Genomic DNA, 21,893 nt, shown 5'->3' with positions numbered 1-21,893 from the left:
TATTCACAATCCCGAAATTTCCTGAAATTTTTCACTTAAAATATTTCATTAATAGCAATTGCATCTAAAACATATAGAGCGATTAGGTGAGTCAAAATTTAAACCGCATTAAATACTATTAAGTGCTGATCTTCGCACTAAGTGTACGTTTCAGCGCGATCATAGAAATGCTCCAACGAATTTGGCGGATTTTTTGTTTAAAAGGGATTCGAACAGAAGCGCCGGCCTGGTAACATTCTTATTAATTTTACCCATACCCTGGATGCTCCGCTAATTATTTTGTAATTTACTTTCAGTATAAATCTAACCTAAATTAAATGTTAAACCGTAGAAATTTCCTCAACTACGCTGCAACCGCAGTAGGAACCACTGCCCTGCTTTCTGCCTTAGACAATCCTGCCTATGCCCTTTTCAGTAAGACTATTAGCGCAAACGACCAAATCAATATTGGTGTAATAGGAATCAAAGGCATGGGATGGTCCGACCTCAAAGCGGCCCTCAAAGTACCGGGCGTAAACCTGATCGCCCTGTGCGACAGTGATGCCAATGTGCTTGATGAAAGGATGGCCGAATTAAAGTCGATGAATGTTGACGCCGCGAAAGTAAAAAGATATAAAGATTATCGTGCGCTGCTCGATAACAAAGATGTCGACGCCGTAATTATCGGCACACCCGATCACTGGCATGCCCTGATGATGATCCATGCAGTACAGGCAGGTAAAGATGTATATGTCGAAAAACCGGTCGGCAACTCTATTGTCGAATGCAGTACCATGGTCAAAGCGCAGGAAAAATACAATAAGGTTGTGCAGGCAGGTCAATGGCAGCGCAGTCAGCAACATTTTAAAGATGCTGTTGATTTTGTAAAGAGTGGCCAGCTAGGAAATATCAGAACGGTAAAAGTATGGTGTTACCAGGGCTGGATGAAACCTGCCCCCATAGTACCAGATACCCTACCCCCTGCAGGCGTTGATTATGCCATGTGGCTTGGGCCGGCGAATAAAAGAGCATTCAATGCCAGCAGATATCACTTCAATTTCCGCTGGTTCTGGGATTATGCCGGTGGGTTAATGACCGACTGGGGCGTGCATTTATTGGATTATGGCTTGCTGGGCATGAATTCACCCGTACCAAAAACCATATCTGCACTGGGTGGCCGCTTCGCCTATCCCGATCTGTATGAAGAAACGCCTGATACGCTCACTACCTTATATGAGTTTGACAAGTTCAACATGGTATGGGATTCTGCCATGGGCATTGATAACGGCTCTTACAACCGCAACCATGGGATTGCCTATATCGGTAACAACGGCACGCTGATCCTCAACAGGCAAGGCTGGGAAGTTATTGAAGAAAAGGTAAGCGGCAATAAAGTGAGTAAGCCCTTTGTTAAATCTTCAGACAATGGACTGGACAATCATATGGTCAATTTCTTTAGTGTGGTGAGATCCAGAAAAAAAGAAGAACTGAATTGTTCTATACAAGATGCTGCGCATGTAGCTACCGTTGCCCAAATGGGAAATCTTGCCTTCAGAAGCGGACAAAAATTATCATGGGACAATGCCAAACATCAGTTTACAGACCAGAAGGTAAACGATAAATACCTGTTGGCCCAGTATCACAACGGCTACAGCTTACCTAAAGTTTAACGCTACAGTCTAAACAGATCAGGAGGTATACATGTCCCTCCGGGATCATACTAAAGACCATCAAAATGTATCAAACCCTGCAATCGCACGATTAGCAGGGTTTTTGCTTTTGGGGATTGCCAAAATTCGCGCGAATTCACAAAAAATGGTGGGTGATTCGGTGTTAAAGGCAAAAGGGATAAAAAAACAAGGTCTTCTGTACCGCTAGTGCCAACAGCCGTCGAAATTGTCTAAAAATATGCCACTAATAAAGTTTGCCTAAATAGAGATTCGCTCTTTCCTGTGCGGAATTAAGAAAAAACTGACCTCGCACATTGCCGACATACATTTGCTGAGCGGGAATGGCCGGAGATCATTTCCGCTTTTATTTAAACGATTTCTAATTCAATTGTATAATTTCTTGCTTTAATTCCTTGGGAATGTTTGTCCATATAGTTTCGTCGTTCAATACCAGCTTATAACCACACTCATTATTCACTACGTCAACTATGTGTTTGTACCAATCTAAGTAACTCCATTCTCTCGGCTTCGGTGAAAATAGGAAAAGTCCGCTCGCATCCCAGTGTACTTCTGTAGCTGTTCTGTAAATGAGATCAAAACGGGCTGATGAGGGTTTTATGTAAAACCTTTGCTGCGCATCTATTCCAATTTCTGATATTTGATCAATTTTCATAAATCGAACTAAATTTCATAAGTACAAAAACTAGAGGTCATTCTTTTTTAAAGCAATCCCCTTACTTCCATTTCCGAAACCGTAAAGAACATTTTTTCGGATAACATATTTAGTGGAATCTGTAGTTAGATAATATTCCTTATTAGACTCAACAAACTTTCCTTCCAGAAATTCCAATGATGTGCCAGGATCTAGTTGTTCACTCATGCTAAAAGTACCTTCTGATTTCCAATGTACTATCTCATATATCCTGTTGTTATATTTGAATTTCCAACTTTCAAGTCGATTTCTCTGATGTCTACTAATTTCTGCACTAAAAAGAAAATTTATGATTAATGCTGAAATCACTGCATTAATCAAAAAAAATTTCGAGTACTGTTTTTTGAAGAAAAATAAAATTCCTGCGATAATAAGATTTATTACAATCACAAATGGAATTAGCAAAATTATGCCAATTGATACACTGGGATCGGGATCCATTGTTCTCACCCAGACCCATATAATGCAGAAGTCGATAATGACAAGTAATAATATTTTGGTCAAAAATTTCATTTGAATATTTACGAGTTGTAGTAAAACTACTATTTACTTTTATTCCTATCTAGATAATTCTCAAATACCTTCCCAATTATTCGGTCGATATTTGTGCTGTCTGCACCATCCCAGTACCACTGTACCTCTGATTCATTGAGATCACTTTTCGCAGAGTATAACAAATAGAAATCCATGTATTTTTTTTCCATATCTAACGCAATGCAGATGTCTTTGATTTCTCTAAGAACTGAAAGATATCTGGTTGGCTCATTTATAGTAGTTGAATAATGTAATAGACATAATTTGCAATCATCAATCCCTTGTCCTCATAGTCAAGATTAAGATCAGCGAAAACTTTATCTGTTAACCTTTGCATTTCAAACTGATGGTAGGGGCTGGTCATTCCTGCAAGCATATAAAGATTATCAGATTCATAGCCTGCCTGAATCATTTCCAAAGCCCAATCAATCCAGGCTTCATCAATATCTTCGTTAAAGGCCTTTTTCATTAAGACCCTGTAAGTTGAAATAACTTTATGGGGAAAATTAGTCATAAGTTACGTTACCAGAAATGACAAATTCTTCTTCGTTGGTATGCTCGTTTATTATGCTTCCGTTAACACCCACAGAATAATATTGCTGTAATGGTTTAAAGGTTTCGTTCTTCATACTTGGTGTGAGCATCAAGATATTACTGGAAAATGTTCTCCCTTTAATGCGTCGAGTAAGCCGAACCTTGAGCTTATCACCGCCACGTTCGGAAACAATTTCACCGAAAAGGTTACCTTGGTTCCATTCACTTGGCTCTAGTACAATAATTCTTACGGTAAGTCTATTCATTGGCTTCTTTTAGTTAATCTTCTTTTCAACCGACATACTTATCCAGTAAATTCCCATCTGTCCCCTGTTATCCATTGTGCCTTTTGGCAACTGATTTTTAGGACAGCTTAAAATGGAAGTATCTACCCCTTTTACAAATGCAGTTAAGGCTTCAAGTTTATGTTCTGAAAATGGAAGTATAGTGTAATCCCAACTGGAATAAAAAGATAACATCCACTTAAATTCTGCATCGATTTTTCCATTGATTAAATATTGATCTAAAATGGAATACGATTCAGATACGGTTGCATTGTCAAGATCTTCAATTCCTGTATAACAACTCGGTTCCACCAGAGCGTACCAATTTAAAAATATCATTCGCTTTAAGATCTCAAGCTTTGCAGTTTCATTATCAATGCGAAAATACAGTTCAAGATAAGACTTATGAATATTTCGATACTGCTCGAATATTTCTTCTGCGGAAAGTTTTTTAGTTACAAAATCCATTGTTCCATTTTGAGATTCAGCATAGTCCCAAATTTCTACTTCTCTATCAGATAAAATGTCGATTTCGGTTTTCATGGTATAATCGCTCTTTTCAGTTACTGGGCTCAATTATTGATATCTTCAATAAAACCAAATAGGTTATATGTTAAGTAACCTATTAACTTGCTTCCACTTCGGATCAAAATCTATTTCGTAGGTGAAAGATACCAATCTGTTTTCTGCAAGACTAACCTTTCTTAAAAATTGCTCGATAGGTTCATTCTTTTCCGAATAACATTCGATTTCCATTCCTCTGTCTGATACCAGCCTGGAAACCAAGTGGCAAATGCATATCCTCTTCAATTCATCTGAAAAGAAATCCTCAATTGTACCCATATCCAAGTCGGGATTATTCTCGGCAACTTTACCAGTGAGATCAATACTTATCCCGATATGATAAGGGCAAAATCCTTTGAACTCGTACTTTCTATATGATTTATCAACCCAGCCAGTGCCTAGCTTGCCATTTTGCATGGTTAACTTTAAGAGGGTAAAAGAATGTTTCGGATATATCTGATCCGAATATTTTACCATCTCCCAATCAACAACAGGAGGTTTGTTTCCAAAAAACTTGTTTAAAAAGTTCACTTTTTTAGGGGAGTATTGTTAGTTACGAGGCTTTTGCTTTTCGTCGTTGATCCTCCTGTAAAGCAGTTTAACTATCCAATCAAGTTCGCTCTGCTCACACCAATATTCACTAATATGTCCATAAGTCTGGTATGTTGATACGTTAAAGCCTTCCTCAATGTCGTTGTAATAAACTACTGCATTACCGAGGATTGCTACAACCCAAAATCCTCCGCCCTCGTCTCCATATTCGGTTTCCTGCCATTTACTGGGCTTGATTTTTATGAGATTCCAGAAGCTTAATATTTGACCACTCAGTTTTAATTCTCCACGTATGATTCTTGTATCTAACTCATCTATTGAAATAGGTGTCCACATGTTAAGCATTTTAGCAGCAAGCATAACAATTTTCTGAAGTATCCAACTCCATAAAATTTCCGGATTGCTATTGTTCTACATCAAAATTATTTATTTTTTTTATTGGTTGGAGTCTTCAATAAAGCAAATTTCCAATTTTCCCTTTTGGCGTTACTTCTCCGTTTTTGTACTATTCAGCTAAACATACACAAATTTGATAGCTTTTTACAACGATATTCGATCAGGTGTTTCCAGCTTAGCAATAGAATAATTCCAGTTCTCAATGCCCTTAATCTTTAATGCGATCTTGGTCCGCTCTTCCAGAAAATTTATTAAAGTGCTAAATTTTATTGTATTTGAATTAGGCAGGATTCTTGTCATCTGACTTAATACCGTTCTTCCAAATTCTGCTTTGAAATTTTTAAGAAAAATATAACTAGCTGTTCTAGTTTTTCTAATTGCCCTACAGAGTTAATATCTGTCAGTCTACTATTGTTGTCGATCTGGATCTTTTTCAAATTAACCAATCCCTTCAGGTCGGACTAATTATGTTTTTTACTGCTGCACTATTCAGTTATTTTGTGAGTAGTAAAAAAGAAAGCAGCTAGTTAAATTTATAAAAACACTAATTCATACCATTCATTTATACCTCTTTTTTAAGAATAAAATTATAAATCGAGCTTTGCTGCTTTTAATACCTTAGCTTTAGCAACTTACTACCGAATATTACTCAATCTTTAAAAGTAAGCTTATACTTAATTCTATTTAAAATAATGCATTTAAGTATATGAAAAAGGACGATTCTGCCAAATTGATTATTGCAAATAAAGAAATTGCTTCCCAGTTTAATGAAAACGAAACACTTGCCGCCGAATTGGTTATCGCCAATAAGGAACTTGATTTTCAGAATGAAGAGAAAGAAAATCGTGCTGCTGAATTGATCATAGCCAACAAAGAACTTATTTTTCAGAATGAAGAGAAAGAAAATCGTGCTGCTGAACTGATTATTGCCAATAAAGAACTTGCCTTTCAAAATGAGGAGAAAGAGAATAGAGCAGCTGAATTAATTATAGCGAATAAGGAACTTATTTTTCAGAATGAGGAGAAAGAAAACCGTGCTGCCGAATTAGTTATTGCCAATAAAGAATTGGCTTTTCAGAATGAAGAAAAAGAAAAACGTGCTGCCGAACTCATTATTGCCAACAAAGAACTTATCTTTCAAAATGAGGAGAAAGAAAAAAGAGCTAATGAGTTAATTATTGCCAACGAAGAGCTTGCCTTTCAAAACGAAGAAAAGGGCAAAAGAGCAGAAGAATTAAATATTGCCAATAAGGAATTAGCATTTCAGAATAAAGAAAAAGAGAAACGAGCAAACGAGTTACTTACTGCTAATAGAGCGCTTAAAGTTGCACAAGATAATATACGTAAGCTTAATGATGAATTGGAACAAAAAGTAATTGAACGTACTGCCCAATTAGAAGCGGTTAATAAAGAACTAGAATCTTTCTCCTACTCTGTATCTCATGATTTACGTGCACCAATTAGAGCAATTAATGGTTACACTAAAATAATAGCCGAAGATTATGGTGATAAATTTGATGCTGATGGCATAAAAATTCTCCAATCGGTAATGAACAACTCCAAAAAAATGGGCGAATTGATTGACGATCTGCTTGCTTTTTCAAAATTGGGAAGAAAATCTGTGGCTTTTGCCGATATAGATATGGTTGAGCTAGTTTCTACGGTAAGGGAAGAGCTATTATTTGAAGGAGATGGAAATATTCCTGATTTTAAAATTGCTGCTTTACCGGCTGCCAAAGGAGATAAATCATTAATTAAACAAGTTTGGGTTAACCTCATCTCTAATGCCATTAAGTACGCTAGCCATAAAAAAAACACAACAATAACAATAGACTCCTACACAAAAGATAAGCTGAATGTTTATTGTGTAAAAGATGAGGGAGCTGGATTTGATATGCAATATTATGATAAGCTTTTTGGTGTTTTTCAGCGATTACATTCTCAAGAAGAATTTGAAGGTACCGGAATAGGTTTGGCTATTGTACAAAAGATTATCAACAAACATAATGGTACGGTTTGGGCAGAATCAACACTAAATATAGGCAGTTGTTTTTACTTCAGTTTAAATCATACCACCAATTAAATAAAAATATGGATTACGATAACGTTGAAATTTTATTTGTAGAAGACAGTGTAGATGATGCCGCATTAACCATAAGGGCATTAAATAAAAGTGGTTTTACCAACAAACTTTACCATGTTAAAGATGGTGCAGCTGCATTAGATTTTATTTATTGTAAGGGTGATTTTGAAAACCGCAAACCAAAAGAGTTTCCAAAATTAATACTATTGGATCTTAAAATGCCAAAGGTATCAGGTATACAGGTACTAGAAAAGCTTAAATCTGACCCAGAAACAAAGTCAATCCCAATAGTAATGCTCACTTCTTCTAATGAAGGGCCTGATATTGAAAAATGCTTTTTACTAGGTGTAAACAGTTACATTGTTAAGCCTGTTGATAGTGATAATTTTTTTAAGGCCATTAAAGAAATTGGCTTATACTGGATGATAACAAATCAATCACCAAACTAACAGTTGCTTCAAATGTTAACTAAGCTTAAAATTCTTATTGTTGAAGATAATCAAAGTGATGCCGATTTACTGAAACGTGAACTAAAGAAAGCGGGATTGGATTTTATTGATGAAATTGTTCAAACACGTGTAAGTTTTGAGTATGCCTTAGTTAATTTTAATCCAGATATTATTTTATCAGATTATTCACTTCCATCTTTTGATGCAGTAACTGCTTTTAGGATTAAGCAGAACAAAAATGCGCACATACCTTTTATAATTGTTTCTGGCATTATTGGCGAAGAAAATGCTGTAGAACTAATTAAGGATGGTGTTACTGATTACGTTTCTAAAGCTAAGTTATTTACAGTATCTACTAAAATTAATAGAGCACTTAGTGATACGGCGATAAGAAATGAAAAAAATATAATTGATGGTAATTTAAAAATTCAGCAACAAGAATTATTAAAGTCTAATGGATTATTAATTCAACAAAAAGCCAAAGTTAAAGCAATTAACCTCGAACTTTCTAAATTAAATCTCGAACTAGAAGAACGAGTAGCAAATAGAACCAAAGCCTTGGCAGAAAGTGAATATAGGTTTCGCAACATGATCGAAACCATTCCTCAAATTGCCTGGACTAATACAAAAAAGGGAAAAGTTATTTTTTATAATCAGCGTTGGTACGATTATACCGGTTTAAACAATAAACAAACACAATTAGCGGGTTTTAATTTCGTAATCCATCCAGATGATCTTCAAAATAGTATCGTTTCATTTAGCGCAATACTAAAGACAAAAAAAGGTGGTGAGTTTCAAACCAGAGGCAAAAGTGCTGATGGATTCTACAGGTGGCATTTGGTCCGTTTAATGCCAATTTTGGATGAAGGTGGCGAGATGCATTTATGGATTGGTACCGCAACCGACATAGAAGAGCTGCGAATTTTACAACAACAAAAAGATGATTTTATTAGCATCGCTAGCCATGAGCTAAAAACACCAATTACCACTTTAAAAGCATCATTACAACTTTTAGATCGTTTAAAAGATAAATCAGCATCACCAACGTTGGCTAAATTAATAGTACAGGCTAATAAAAGCATGGAAAAAGTAAATGGTTTAATAGATGATTTATTAAATGCTAGCATGGCAAATAATGGTCAGCTTCACATTAACCAACAGCAATTTCTATTGGCTGATGTAATTACTGAATCATGTCAAGATATACGTGTTCAGGCAGAATATAACCTTATTACTATAGGCGATTTAAGTTTAAAAGTTAATGCAGACCCGATTAGGATTGAACAGATCATTATCAATTTTGTAAACAATGCCATTAAATACGCATCAAACTCAAAACACATAACAATCTCAATTGAAAAGCAGGGTATTATGGCTAAGGTTTCGGTTATTGATCAGGGAGCAGGAATTGCAAAAGAAAAATTGCCTTATCTTTTCGAGCGTTATTTTAGAGCAGAAGACAGAGTAACTAATTATAACGGTTTAGGGCTTGGGTTATATATCTGCGCAGAGATTATTAAAAAGCACAATGGAAAAATTGGTGTAGACAGTGTAGTGGGTAAAGGAAGTACATTTTGGTTTATACTGCCCCTTGTATAAAATTAGGATATAATGAAAGATAGTAGTCTTAAACAATTTGTTTTTATAGGTATTTCTTCCCTGGAATATTCTAGGAGTTTTTCCAACGGTCTATCTAATCACCGGGCCCTTAGCTGCTGATGTAATTCAGTTCTGGTCATTTGTTTTTTTATGAATTGACAACAGCGATAATCGCATTATTGATCGCGATATAAAGTGCTGAAGACACGGCTTCATATCGCATCTGGATTTGTTTATCTTCGAATCCCATATCGTTCCAGGAACCCATTCCCCCAAACACCCATGCACGCGAGGCGGCGAACAGCAGCTGTTGCGCTGCCAACCCATAGGCATTTTCAGGCAATAAGTCGCTGTGATAATAATCCTGGTCAGGATGTGCGGAGGTCAATGCCGCATTAGCTCTTTGGAAAACCTGGGAAAAATTTTCCAGGTCTATTTCCTTGGCAAATGCCTCTATTTCACTCAGTGCTTTTGAAAGGACTTCTCTTTGCATCCCTACGTTGAACTGAAGGTTTCTGGAATCAATCTCCTGCTCGATGCACCTGTATTCAACCGACCAGATGCGGTTATCCTCTGCATGTTCCCTGCTCACTATCCATTCGCCATACCAAAAATCCGAATACTTGGGATACATCGCCTCGATCAGCCAGGTACCTCCTCCGCCGATCATGCCGGCGAGTTTATGGTCTGCAGCACCCGAACTTCTATCCGAAGGCTCATAGTATAACCTCAGTGCCTGACATCCGTCCAGACCAAGATACCTGAACCATTCTTGCGGGTTTTCGGCAACGGTTGTACGTTTTCCTGCTGAAAAGAAATATTTTTTCTTTTCGGTAGTAAAAAAGACCTTTTCGCAGAACTGGAAAGTGCTATGATGTTGAACGAACTCTTGGTGTGTGCCCGGATCGGCAATACACTTGTTTCCATATGCAACCAAAGCGATGAGCTGGGCCAGGGTTCCTGTCATGTTTTATTTGAGTGTGTTAGATAAAAAATAGATCATGAAAGATATACCTTTCAATTGATTACTCAAAATTATTTACAGGTATGTTTATCAGAAGGCATAAACCAAAATGCAATGATCAACTTGCATCGCAGCTCACCGTTTCCATTTCAGCAAGTTCGAAGGTAAGGTTCACCGAACGTCCATCAAGCGGTCTGGTACAGTGCTTAACCCTTGCAGGAATGGTGAATAGCTGTCCCGGTTTCAGCTCAACCGTACGGTCCTCAAGATCAATTAATAAAGTGCCTTCAATGCCCATAAAGGTTTCATCACTATTGGGATGGTAGTGCCAGTAAAAGGGCTCCGTCATTACCCCAACCCTTACAACATGGTCATTAAAGAGGGTAAGCGGAATATTTTTGTATCTGCTTACACCAGCGGTTTCCTGCTCAATATCAATCACCGTAAGCTGAGGTATGGTCTTGATCATTTTTTATTTTAGCCTTAAAATTACATATTTTCTGATTTAAACCCTATTAACAGGTGACTACATCTTTAATACCGGAGTCATCAATGACTGAAAGGTAGCGGGACACCTGGTGCGCATAATGCATATCATACCCGCTGTTCCGATCTGTACAATTTATTCCATAAAGCATCGATTAGCTTTGTGAAATTCCTTAATTTTAAATTATAACCAAATCCTTATGGAACAGAACCAATTGATCAGAATGGATAATATGGGCATTGTTGTGGCATTGCTTGACAATGCAATCTCTTTTTTCACCGAAATCGGACTGAAACTTGAAGGCCGGGCAACAATCGAGGGAGAATGGGCAGGTAAGGTTACGGGACTGGGTAACCAGCACGTGGAAGTGGCCATGATGGTTACCCCCGACGGCCATAGCCGACTTGAAATTTCACGGTTTCTTACTCCCCTTACCATTTCAGACCACCGCGAAGCACCGGTTAATTCTCTTGGCTACCTGCGTGTAATGTTTACGGTTTCAGATATCGACGAGTTGTTGCCAAGACTGCAAAAACACGGCGCCACATTGGTTGGTGAAGTTGTTCAATATGAAGACGTTTACAAACTTTGCTACATCAGGGGATCAGAAGGTCTTCTAATCGGGCTTGCGCAGGAGCTTAAAAGAAGATGAGCGCATGGCTAAGCTGATAGCTTAAAAGATATTGGAATTGGACCTGTGTGATAATTCGGTACGGCTAAATTCAAAGCCTTAAGATATTTCATGTTAATTTTAGCCATATTGGCCCAATCCTTCCAAAGAAATTGCTAATTTTCGGCGAATCTGATCAATAAGATAGATTCTGCCTAAAACCGCTATTTAATGAAAGTACAAGCGTATACCTTTAAAATATTTTTTGTTACCTTATTGATTTTTTGCCAGCTAATGGCCATTGCACAAACCAAAAAACAAAAAGCTGTGAGTACCACTAAAGCTTTCGTGCTTGGTGTGGTAGACGAAATCCAATCAAAAGAATTGGCTGAGAAAAGAATCTTGAACATTTACCTTCCTGAAGGCTATCAACAAAACGATACCACAAAATATCCTGTAATTTATTTGCTTGATGGTTCTGCAGATGAAGATTTTATCCATATTGTAGGTCTGGTACAGTTTAATAGTTTCGAATGGGTAAATCAGGTGCCTAAATCAATTGTGGTGGGCATTGCCACTGTAGATCGGAAACGGGATTTTACTTTCCCAACATCTATCGAGGGCGACAAGAAAAGGTATCCTACAACAGGCCATTCGGATAAATTTATTTCGTTCATCGAAAAAGAGCTTCAATCCTATATTCAGGCAAAATATAAAACGGATGCGAACAAAACCCTTATTGGTCAATCTTTAGGTGGTTTGCTGGCCACTGAAATCCTGATTAAAAACCCTACACTTTTTAATAAATACATTATCATTAGTCCTAGTTTATGGTGGGACAATGCTTCGTTGTTGAATCAGGATTCCGAATTAAAGGAAAATACTTTTAAGCAACAAACTGATGTTTACATTGCTGTTGGTAAAGAAGGCCTAACGCCAACCGAAATACCCAGGGTGATGGAAGTGGATGCAAATTTATTGACTGAAAAAATAAAAGGTTTCAAAAACAAAAATGTAAAAGTATATTTTGATTTTTTGCCACAGGAGAACCATGCAACGATTATGCACCAGGCGGTATCCAATTCTTTTAAATTTCTATACCCGGCAGTGAAAAAAGAATAGGTTTTAAAAAATATCCAACACTGGTGGATACAAAAACCGATATACAAATTCATGCTACTAAAACGTTAAAATGAAGGTTTTTGATTAAAAAAGCAATAAAATTTTTTAATTCAAATAAATAAACGTTAATTAGACATTTATTTATTGTTATGAGCACAGCAAACTATGTAATTGGAGTGGATTACGGGACAGATTCTGTCCGGTCAGTTCTAGTCGATACCGCAAACGGAAAGGAAATAGCATCGTCTGTTTTTCTTTATCCAAGATGGCAGAAAGGTTTATATTGTAAACCGGCTGTTAATCAGTTCCGCCAGCATCCGTTAGATTATATTGAAGGTTTAACACACACTATAAAAGATTGTTTAACAAAAGCAGGTGGTGGCGATATTGCACATCTGGTAAAGGGGATTTCAGTTGATACAACCGGATCAAGTCCGGTGGCTGTTGATGCAACGGGTACTCCCCTTGTCCTGACCAAAGGTTTTGAAGAAAATCCAAATGCCATGTTTGTGCTTTGGAAAGACCATACCTCAGTTAAAGAAGCTGCAGAAATTAACGAACATGCTACTAAATTTAGTACCAATTACCTTAAATATGTAGGTGGTATTTATTCGTCAGAATGGTTCTGGTCTAAATTATTACACATATTAAGGGTCGATTCGACTATTAAAAAAGGTGCGGCATCGTGGGTAGAACATTGCGACTGGGTTCCGTTTTTGCTTTGTGGTGGAAACGACATTACAACAATGAAACGTAGCCGTTGTGCCGCGGGGCATAAAGCACTTTGGGCAGAAGAGTTTAACGGTTTACCTCCTGAAGATTTCTTTAGCAGTCTTGATCCGCTTTTAGCAGGCTTTAGAGATAAATTATTCACCGATACCTATACTTCTGATATTTCTGCGGGAACATTGAGCGAAGAATGGGCAACTAAACTGGGCTTAAGTACAGATGTAGTTGTTGGTGTTGGTGCATTTGATGCACACATGGGAGCGGTTGGTGGACAGATTGAACCTTACTACCTAAGTAAAGTAATGGGTACGAGTACCTGCGATATTCTGGTTGCTCCCAATCAGGATTTACATGGAAAATTGATCAACGGTATCTGCGGACAGGTTAATGGCTCGGTAATTCCGGGTATGGCAGGTTTAGAAGCCGGTCAATCTGCTTTCGGTGATGTTTATGCCTGGTTCAAGAATTTAATCAGCTGGCCATTAAACCATTTACTTACTGAATCTGATGTAATTGATGAAGCTACAGCTACTGCATTAAAGGCAGAGCTCGAAGGAAAAATAATCGCTAAGTTAAGCAACGAGGCTGCAGCTTTACCAGAGGGCGACTACGCCGAACTGGCAATAGACTGGTTGAATGGCCGTAGAACACCAGATGCAAATCAGGAACTTAAAGGCGCCATAACCGGTTTAGGTTTAGGAACAGATGCACCACGGTTTTTCCGTGCCTTAGCTGCCGCCACCTGTTTTGGTGCGAAAGCCATTGTAGATCGTTTTAAAGAACAGGGTGTTCCGGTTAAAGGAATTATCGGTATTGGTGGTGTAGCAAAAAAATCGGCTTATATTATGCAAATGATGGCGGATGTATTGGAAATGCCCATTAGAATCCATCGTTTTGAGCATACCTGTGCATTAGGTGCGGCAATGTTCGCTGCTGTAGCAGCTGGTATTTATCCAGATATCGAAGCAGCAATGGCGGCCATGGGAACAGGCTTTGAGAAAGAATACAAACCCAATATTAAAAAACAAAAACTTTACCGCCAGCATTACCAACAATATTTGGGACTAGGCAGGTACCTGGAGAAATACAATAAAAAAGATGTAAAACCTTACTTATCATGAGCAACTATCAAGATATAAAAGAGCAGGCTTACCAGGCCAACATGCAGTTGCCCAAATTGGGACTGGTACTTTTTACCTTTGGCAATGTGAGTGCTGCAGATCGGTCGAAAGGTGTTTTTGCCATTAAGCCAAGCGGCGTACCTTACGAAGATCTATCGCCGGAGAAAATGGTGATTGTAGATTTTGACGGAAATACTGTTGAAGGCAGTTTACGTCCCTCATCAGATACTAAAACCCATGCGGTTTTATATAAACACTGGGCAGAAATTGGCGGAATTGTACATACACATTCTACTTATGGCACAGCCTGGGCGCAGGCGCAAAGGGCAATTCCAATTTTCGGAACTACCCATGCCGACCATTTAACAGTAGATATTCCTTGTGCACCACCAATGGCTGATGAAATGATTAAAGGGAATTATGAGTACGAAACGGGGTTTCAGATCATGAACCATTTTGAAAGTTTGGGTTTAAGTTATAAGGAGGTCGAGATGATTTTGGTGGGTAACCACGCTCCTTTTACCTGGGGAAAAACAGCCGAGAAAGCGGTTTATAACAGTGCGGTTTTAGAAACCGTGGCGCAAATGGCTTTGTTAACAGAACAGATCAATCCGCAGGCACCAAAGCTGAAAGATTCGTTGATAGAGAAACATTACGAGCGTAAACATGGTGATGGTGCTTATTATGGACAGCTTTGAGGTAGTCTTTAGTCACGAGTCTAAAGTCTTTAGTCTTGGGTGCAGAGATAACGTTGCATAATAAGTTTTGGAAAGCAGGTACAGTAGTGCTTGGGGAACGAAAGCCCCGCCATTCGCTATAGTCCCGATGCTAATTTAGTGCCGATTCATCGGTAAAGAATCGGGAGCTGCCGCTGCTGTCGGGTTTAACTTAATAAGGTCTACCTAAGTAACCTAAACCTGATTGGAGTGAGCATCCCGATGTAAAATCGGGATAAAACGGAAAGCAGGACTACCCTAACCGATGAAATACGGAACCTTGCTTTTCAAAAAAAAAAGAATATGCATAATGTTCTGTGAGGACATAGCCCACGAAAGAAGAGTGGTAGGCTTTAAAAAAGATATACATAATGGTCTGTGAGGACACAGACCATGGCATTGAATAAATTAAAAATAACATAAATAGTAATGATTGATTTAAAAAAATTACAAGTTTGGTTTATTACAGGTACGCAGCATTTGTACGGTGAAGAAACCTTAAAACAAGTAGCGGAGCACGCTCAACAAGTGGCCGATTCGTTAAACCAAAATGGAAGTATTTCTGTTTCGGTCGTGTACAAACCGATTGTAAAAACTACAGAGGAGATTTTCGAAACCTTACAACAAGCCAATATTGATGAGAACTGTATCGGCGTAATTACCTGGATGCATACCTTCTCTCCTGCTAAAATGTGGATCAGGGGCTTAAATGTTTTGCAGAAACCATTATTACACTTACACACACAGTTTAATCGCGATATTCCTTGGAATACCATTGATATGGATTTCATGAATCTGAATCAAAGTGCACATGGAGACCGTGAATTTGGTTTTATGGTTTCGCGTATGCGTAAAGACCGTAAAGTAGTTGTAGGTCACTGGCAGGATGAAGAAGTAGCTAAACAGATTGATACCTGGTGCAGGGCTGCTGCCGGATGGCACGATTGGCAAGGTGCTAAATTCGCTCGTTTTGGCGATAATATGCGTTATGTGGCCGTTACAGATGGCGATAAGGTAGAAGCCGAAATGAAATTTGGTTTCGCAGTAAACACTTATGGTATAGGTGATTTAGTAGCAGTAATTAATGGAATAAGTGAGGAGTCTATTCAAGCGTTATTAAAAGAATACGAAGCGACTTACGAGATGACTGCCGATTTAAAAGTTGGTGGTGCCAGACATTCATCTGTTTATGAAGCGGCCAAAATTGAACTGGGTTTAAGAAAATTCCTGGAAGACGGAGGTTTTAAAGGGTTCTCTGATACTTTTGAAGATCTACATGGTATGATCCAGTTACCTGGGATTGCAGCACAACGTTTGATGGCCGATGGTTATGGTTTTGCTGGTGAAGGTGATTGGAAAACGGCTGCTTTGGTACGTGCCTGTAAAGTAATGGGTGCTGGTTTAGCGGGTGGAAATGCATTTATGGAAGATTATACGTATCATTTCGATCCGGCAAACTCGATGGTTTTAGGCTCACACATGCTCGAGGTTGATGCTTCATTGGCAAGTGGTAAAGCGAGTTTAGAGGTTCATCCACTGGGTATTGGCGGCAAAGCAGATCCTGCGCGTTTGGTTTTTAACGTTGCTGGTGGCGATGCTTTAAATGCATCTTTAATAGATATGGGCAACCGTTTCCGTTTATTAGTGAACGAAGTAAAAGCTGTTGAAGCTGAACATGATTTACCAAACTTACCGGTAGCCCGTGTATTGTGGAAACCACTACCTGATATGAAAACGGGTTGTGCGGCATGGATTTATGCTGGTGGTGCCCACCATACCGCTTATAGTCAGAACTTAACTACCGAGCATTTATTAGATTTTGCGAATATTGCCGGCTTAGAATATGTAAATATTGGTGCCGATACCAAAATCAATCAATTCAGGAATGAATTGCATTGGAATGAGGTTTTTTATAAATAATTTTAATAAATTAATGCTCAATAAAAAGCCGATAATCTTAGGGTTATCGGCTTTTTTATGCGATTATCATTCTGTGATTAACATCCCCTTTGACCGTCCTCCTGAACTTGTTTCAGGAGCTTAGCTTAATAGGCATAACCACGGTCATTCTGAAGCTTCGGGAAAGCGCTAAATAAATTGCTTTGGGGCGATAAAATCGCCATCCTCATGCATCCTCGTTACAAACGAGGACGATTTATGAGATAGTCACCCCTTGATCGTCCTCCTGAACTTGTTTCAGGATCTTTGAAAATGAATATTATATGTAATAGATGCTGAACTAAATTTACTGCGTAGCTTTCCGCTTTGCTACAGGTCAGCATGACGCCCCAGTAAAAGTATGGCTAAAGTTTAATTTCCTACACTAACCATCGCTTTAATCACTCCATTCTTTGGATCTAACCAGCTTTCAAACTCATCTTTTACTTCCTCAAATTTAACTTGATGCGTAATATAATTGGTAGGATTAACCAAACCAGCTTTCATTGATTTGATTACATGTTCAAAATCTTCAATGGTGGCATTTCTACTGCTCATTAATGTCGATTCGCGCTTATGAAACTCAGGGTGGTTAAAAATTAAATCTCCTTTTTGCAAGCCGATTAAAACGAACCTCGCTCCATGTGCCATATAGTTTATAGCATTGTTAATGGCCTTCTGATTACCTGTAGCATCGATTACTACCGTCGGCATATCGCCATTGGTAATATCACTCAGTTGTTGCACAACATCAGGCGAAAGCGCATTAACCACATGTGCTACCTTTAATTTATCTTTACAGAAAGCCAAACGGTCTTCGTTAATATCTAAGGCGATTACGTTGGCCCCGGCAATTCTGGCGAATTCCATCGTACCCAAACCAATTGGCCCGGCACCAATAACCAGAACAAATTCTCCAGGTTGAACATCTGCCCTACGCACACCATGCGCACCGATAGCTAATGGTTCAACTAAAGCGAGTTCATCATAACTCAAGCCCTCGCCATGTAAAAGTGTTCTTGATGGAACCTGTAAATATTCGCGCATACCACCATCAACATGTACACCACAAACCTGCATTTTAACACAGCAGTTTGGTTTGTTCATTCGGCAGGCAATGCATTCGCCACAATTAAAATATGGGATAAAAGTAACAGCCTCTCCTATTTTGAAACTATTGGCTCCATCGGCTTCAACCAATTCGCCAGATAACTCGTGACCTAAAACTCTGGGGTAGTTAAAGAAAGGTTGGGTACCTTCAAAGGCATGTAAATCGGTCCCACAGATACCGATTCTTTTAATTTTTATAATCGCATGGTCTTTTTTAAGCTCAGGTTTTTCTGTTTCTGAATATTCGAAAGTTCCAGGTGTAGTACAGGTAAGGGTTTTCATTGTAATTTATTTATTGTCAGTCTGAGCCTGTCGAAGACCATCAATAGTCCTTCGACAGGCTCAGGATGACATGATCTCGTAATTAATTTAAGCGTTCGCCAAAGCCCTGTCTAAATGAACATAGCCGCCATCAACATGGATAATCTGTCCGGTGGTATGACTTGATTTGTTAGACATTAAAAAGGCTGTCATGTTTGCAATTTCTTCAGCGGTTGTCATTCTATTTTCCAATGGAATTTTGGAAGTGATCTCTTTTAGTTTTTCTTCCGCATTATCTAAAGTCTCTATCCAGGTTTCGTAAGCAGGTGTCCAGCATTCGGCAACCACTACTGCATTTACACGGATGCCATATTTTAATAATTCAACAGCCCATTCGCGGGTTAATGCATTTCTACCTCCATTTGCGGCAGCATAGGCTGAAGTATTTCCTTGTCCGGTTTCGGCAGTTTTAGAGGTGATATTTACAATAGCACCTTTGCTTTTAATTAATTCCGGCAAGGCATGGTGTGCCATCAGATAATAATGCACTACGTTTTTATGTAACGAAGCCATAAAGTCTTTATAATTTCCACTTTCTAAACCTACTCCATCGTTAACGCCCGCATTATTTACTAAACCATCAATCCTTCCAAATTTAGCGACGATTTCTTTAACTACTTTTTCGCAATCCTCTGGATTGGAAAGTTCTGCAACAAATTGTTCCGCTTGTTTGCCTTGTGCAACAATCTCATCAACTACTTTTTGGTTATCTTCTGCTTTTCTACCTACGATTACCGCAATTGCATTTTCATTCGCAAATACTTCTGCAATGCTTCTACCAATGCCTTTTGCAGCCCCGGTAATGATAATAACTTTTTCTTTTAATTGTAAATCCATTTTTTACTAATTTTATATTGCTCGTCACCCTAAATTTATTTCAGGGTCTATCTTGTTGTTCAGATCCTGAAACAAGTTCAGGAAGACGATACCATTTATTTAATCATATTAATTACATCTGCCCTTCTTGATTCAGGCCATACTTTTAAATCTATTAATTTTCCATTCTTCAACTGCCCTTCAACGGTGGTTTGGTAAGGCGCATAGAGCTTGAAATGTACATCCCACTCTTTAGGCCATGCAGGGTAAAGATAAATTTTTTTTCCGTCTACCTGCATCAGCATTTCCTGTAAACCAATCATACCAGAGCCGCCCCAATTATGGTCTGGTGTCCAGTCGAAGCCAGGTCCCCAGAATGCCGGAAATCTCCTTCCTGAGTCTTTTAACTTTGCGGTGGTTAGATTTGCAGCATCTTCAGTTAAACCTAATCTGGCAGCAAAAATATTGTCCTGTTTCCAGCCTACAAAACTGCGGAATTTCAATACATCTGTATCGTATTTAAAGGTATTGATAGCGGTGTCTAAACCAGGTTTACCAATTCCATAAATGCCCCAGGGATAAACGGGATACAACTGCGGACTTTCGGTATTGTTAATGCGCTCCCAAAGTTTTGCCGGAGCAATTGTGGTGCGACCTTCAAATGCCCTAAAACTGATGGGTGGAATGGTTTTCAGCATTGCTTTCCATTCCAACTTTTGCTTTTCAGCTAAATTGGGACGCTCCAGAAGTCGTTCTAAAACGGTTTTTAGTGCGGCAATGGTTGAGGTGGCGTTATAGGCCATTTTATAGGTTTCAGCGCCCGATCCAGGATACAAAACCACATGTCCATCGGCATCTAAAACTTTTGCTCCGCGTTGTTTGGCTAAATAGGTATAATGTTCTTTAAAAAAGCTAAGTGAACTTTCAATCAATGGAAGATATTTTTCGATGTTATTGCCATTATACCTTTCTGTTTCCAATATCATCATACAGAACTCTAAAACAGTATCCCACTGGTATTCTAACCAGGCATTGTATTCCATGCCTTTGTTAAAATCGGCAGGACGTTTCCAGCCATATTCTGCTGGGTTTGGTAATCCAAAATTTTCCAATTGCTCTGTAAAACTGGCGCCATTATGTCCCCAGGCAGACTGTGTCCTGATTTCAGCATTTTTTAACAAATTCAGGTAGAAATCGAACTGAGGTTTCATCATTTCAAAATCGCCGCTTTTTAACATCGGCCAATAGACCAAACGTTGATTTTGAGCGGTGTGGGTACCTCCTCCCCAATTCCTGAAATCGGGTGTATATTTCAGCACCGTATCAGTAAGTTGTGGATCGAAGGTAAATAAACCGCCATTAAATTTCGTAGGGTATTTGCCAAAGGCATTGCAACCCAACATATACCTGAATAACTGATAATTTTTAGCCGATTGATTGGCTGATTCATCTTTCGAATCGATATAAATGAAACTCTTTTCAAAGTAATCATTCCACCATTTTATACTGGATTTATGCTTGTTATTGATTTTTAATGAAGTTAACTGTTTTTCCCAGTCAGAAATTGATTCAGTTTTAACTGTATGTAAAGCAATGGTAATGTGGCTTGAACGCGAAGGTTTTTTACTTTTCAACGTCCAGCCTTTAAAAGGTGTACTTAAATAGATACCTTCATCATTTCCTGCCTGAAACAGGTTATCTCCCTGCATCAATCCGCCGAAAATCATGTTTTTTAACGGATTGAACAATTCGGCTTTTCTATCATCAAGACCTTGCTGTTTTACTGTAATATCGAATACGGTCTCGGCTTTATTTTGATGGTAAAATTGAACGTTATTGTTTTTAAAAGCAATTTCATCTTTAAAGGTTTTTACAATGCCCTGAGGCGCCCATTTATACGAATTTTGGTTGTTCTCTTTGCCTTTTGTAATGCGGTCTTCAAAGCGCCAGCTTTCGTAACTGGCTTCTGTTGTGATGCTTTGGCTGGATTTAATGTCTAAATGGATAACGGGATTAAAAACATCTACCCAAACATTGATTTTCGTACTTAATTTACCATTTGAGCCTGAGATCTGCGCGTAACCATCTTTTAAGATCAGTTCTTGCTTAAATGTTTTCCCTTGAAAAGGGTTTGGGGATAATTTGAGTTTTACACGACCAAGTTTAAGCAAGGTATTATTCTCGTCGAAGGTGCCGCTTTTGGATAGATAGAGGTAAACATTACCATTTTCTACCCATAGGTTAAGGCCGATATCGCCACCACCTACAGGCATGGAGGCTGAGGAATTAAGGCTTTGGGTATTCCAAACCAAGTTAGGTGGGCTTTTTTCCTGTGAAAAAGCACTTGAAGTGAGGAAGCACAAAGACAGGGAGCACACCAAGAAAAGGTTGAGTTTTTTTGACCATATAAGGCCTATAACAACATATAAGTTTCTAAATGAAGTGCTTAGTGTGCTTTGTGCCTTTGTGGTTAGTGTTTTTTGGCCTGTGGTATTGAACCACCTAAGCCAGCTGAGAACACCTGAGGCATGGTTCAAAGACTTTGACCATATAAGACATATCAGAACATTTAAGTTCCTAAATAAAATACTTTGTGTCTTCGT

21 protein-coding genes are annotated in these 21,893 nt (G+C 38.5%); 9 read left to right on the top strand and 12 right to left on the bottom strand.

What is annotated here, in order from left to right:
* The first annotated feature begins 317 nt into the window (after positions 1–317).
* Positions 318–1,649 (top strand): Gfo/Idh/MocA family protein, encoded by a 1,332-nt coding sequence (locus tag AC1DNH_RS03315; RefSeq protein WP_477584064.1) that lies wholly within the window; start codon positions 318–320, stop codon positions 1,647–1,649.
* A gap of 379 nt (positions 1,650–2,028) precedes the next feature.
* Here AC1DNH_RS03315 and AC1DNH_RS03310 read toward each other — a convergent pair whose 3' ends face one another.
* The 7 genes from AC1DNH_RS03310 to AC1DNH_RS03280 form a co-directional block, all read right to left on the bottom strand.
* On the bottom strand, positions 2,029–2,322 hold the full coding sequence (locus AC1DNH_RS03310) for a hypothetical protein (protein WP_477584066.1): 294 nt from the start codon (positions 2,320–2,322) through the stop codon (positions 2,029–2,031).
* Between the two features lie 30 nt (positions 2,323–2,352).
* A complete protein-coding gene (locus tag AC1DNH_RS03305; RefSeq protein ID WP_477584068.1) occupies positions 2,353–2,529 on the bottom strand; it encodes a hypothetical protein in 177 nt (58 codons plus the stop codon).
* 598 nt (positions 2,530–3,127) lie between these two features.
* Positions 3,128–3,364 (bottom strand): hypothetical protein, encoded by a 237-nt coding sequence (locus AC1DNH_RS03300; protein WP_477585018.1) that lies wholly within the window; start codon positions 3,362–3,364, stop codon positions 3,128–3,130.
* A gap of 37 nt (positions 3,365–3,401) precedes the next feature.
* Entirely contained in the window at positions 3,402–3,695 is a 294-nt protein-coding gene (locus AC1DNH_RS03295; RefSeq protein WP_477585017.1) for a hypothetical protein, read from the bottom strand.
* 9 nt (positions 3,696–3,704) lie between these two features.
* On the bottom strand, positions 3,705–4,256 hold the full coding sequence (locus AC1DNH_RS03290) for a hypothetical protein (protein ID WP_477585016.1): 552 nt from the start codon (positions 4,254–4,256) through the stop codon (positions 3,705–3,707).
* 63 nt (positions 4,257–4,319) lie between these two features.
* A complete protein-coding gene (locus tag AC1DNH_RS03285; RefSeq protein ID WP_477585015.1) occupies positions 4,320–4,808 on the bottom strand; it encodes a hypothetical protein in 489 nt (162 codons plus the stop codon).
* Positions 4,809–4,826: 18 nt separating this feature from the next.
* The gene (locus tag AC1DNH_RS03280) at positions 4,827–5,189 is read right to left on the bottom strand and encodes a hypothetical protein (protein WP_477585014.1); all 363 of its coding nucleotides are present in this window, start codon (positions 5,187–5,189) and stop codon (positions 4,827–4,829) included.
* A gap of 742 nt (positions 5,190–5,931) precedes the next feature.
* On the opposite strand from AC1DNH_RS03280, the gene AC1DNH_RS03275 reads away from it, so the two are divergent.
* From AC1DNH_RS03275 to AC1DNH_RS03265, 3 genes are read left to right on the top strand one after another with little or no spacing between them, the layout of a single operon-like run.
* Positions 5,932–7,308 (top strand): sensor histidine kinase, encoded by a 1,377-nt coding sequence (locus tag AC1DNH_RS03275; protein ID WP_477610274.1) that lies wholly within the window; start codon positions 5,932–5,934, stop codon positions 7,306–7,308.
* 8 nt (positions 7,309–7,316) lie between these two features.
* Positions 7,317–7,757, top strand: a complete 441-nt coding sequence (locus AC1DNH_RS03270) for a response regulator (RefSeq protein WP_477585870.1) — start codon at positions 7,317–7,319, stop codon at positions 7,755–7,757.
* A gap of 12 nt (positions 7,758–7,769) precedes the next feature.
* Complete coding sequence (locus AC1DNH_RS03265; RefSeq protein ID WP_477625166.1) at positions 7,770–9,356, top strand: ATP-binding protein; 1,587 nt, start codon at positions 7,770–7,772, stop codon at positions 9,354–9,356.
* Positions 9,357–9,504: 148 nt separating this feature from the next.
* Here the strand turns inward: AC1DNH_RS03265 and AC1DNH_RS03260 are convergent, their stop codons facing one another.
* Together AC1DNH_RS03260 and AC1DNH_RS03255 are read right to left on the bottom strand one after the other, a co-directional pair.
* Positions 9,505–10,323: a hypothetical protein gene (locus tag AC1DNH_RS03260; RefSeq protein WP_477580534.1), complete on the bottom strand. Its 819-nt coding sequence runs from the start codon at positions 10,321–10,323 to the stop codon at positions 9,505–9,507.
* A 115-nt stretch (positions 10,324–10,438) separates the two neighbouring features.
* On the bottom strand, positions 10,439–10,789 hold the full coding sequence (locus AC1DNH_RS03255) for a cupin domain-containing protein (RefSeq protein ID WP_477580536.1): 351 nt from the start codon (positions 10,787–10,789) through the stop codon (positions 10,439–10,441).
* Between the two features lie 217 nt (positions 10,790–11,006).
* Here AC1DNH_RS03255 and AC1DNH_RS03250 point away from each other — a divergent pair, with 217 nt between their 5' ends.
* From AC1DNH_RS03250 to araA, 5 genes are all read left to right on the top strand, one after another.
* On the top strand, positions 11,007–11,459 hold the full coding sequence (locus AC1DNH_RS03250) for a VOC family protein (RefSeq protein ID WP_477580538.1): 453 nt from the start codon (positions 11,007–11,009) through the stop codon (positions 11,457–11,459).
* A 189-nt stretch (positions 11,460–11,648) separates the two neighbouring features.
* Positions 11,649–12,539 (top strand): alpha/beta hydrolase, encoded by an 891-nt coding sequence (locus AC1DNH_RS03245; protein WP_477580540.1) that lies wholly within the window; start codon positions 11,649–11,651, stop codon positions 12,537–12,539.
* A gap of 149 nt (positions 12,540–12,688) precedes the next feature.
* Complete coding sequence (locus tag AC1DNH_RS03240) at positions 12,689–14,389, top strand: ribulokinase (protein ID WP_477580541.1); 1,701 nt, start codon at positions 12,689–12,691, stop codon at positions 14,387–14,389.
* Positions 14,386–15,087, top strand: coding sequence for an L-ribulose-5-phosphate 4-epimerase (locus AC1DNH_RS03235; protein WP_477608314.1), 702 nt, complete (start codon positions 14,386–14,388; stop codon positions 15,085–15,087). The genes AC1DNH_RS03240 and AC1DNH_RS03235 overlap by 4 nt, the downstream gene beginning before the upstream one ends.
* Before the next feature lie 447 nt (positions 15,088–15,534).
* A complete protein-coding gene (gene araA / locus AC1DNH_RS03230; RefSeq protein WP_477580545.1) occupies positions 15,535–17,025 on the top strand; it encodes an L-arabinose isomerase in 1,491 nt (496 codons plus the stop codon).
* Between the two features lie 390 nt (positions 17,026–17,415).
* On the opposite strand, the gene AC1DNH_RS03225 is transcribed toward araA, so the two are convergent.
* The 3 genes from AC1DNH_RS03225 to AC1DNH_RS03215 form a co-directional block, all read right to left on the bottom strand.
* A complete protein-coding gene (locus AC1DNH_RS03225; protein ID WP_215126998.1) occupies positions 17,416–18,435 on the bottom strand; it encodes a zinc-binding alcohol dehydrogenase family protein in 1,020 nt (339 codons plus the stop codon).
* An 87-nt stretch (positions 18,436–18,522) separates the two neighbouring features.
* Positions 18,523–19,311 carry an SDR family oxidoreductase gene (locus AC1DNH_RS03220; RefSeq protein ID WP_477580547.1) on the bottom strand — a complete coding sequence of 263 codons (789 nt, stop codon included), beginning with the start codon at positions 19,309–19,311 and terminating at the stop codon, positions 18,523–18,525.
* Positions 19,312–19,406: 95 nt separating this feature from the next.
* The gene (locus tag AC1DNH_RS03215) at positions 19,407–21,668 is read right to left on the bottom strand and encodes a DUF5703 domain-containing protein (RefSeq protein WP_477608319.1); all 2,262 of its coding nucleotides are present in this window, start codon (positions 21,666–21,668) and stop codon (positions 19,407–19,409) included.
* Positions 21,669–21,893: the final 225 nt, after the last annotated feature.

Source organism: Pedobacter sp. 01N310, from assembly GCF_056399805.1.
The sequence above is the reverse complement of the archived record's forward strand: the minus strand, read 5'-3'. Positions and strand labels throughout refer to the sequence as shown.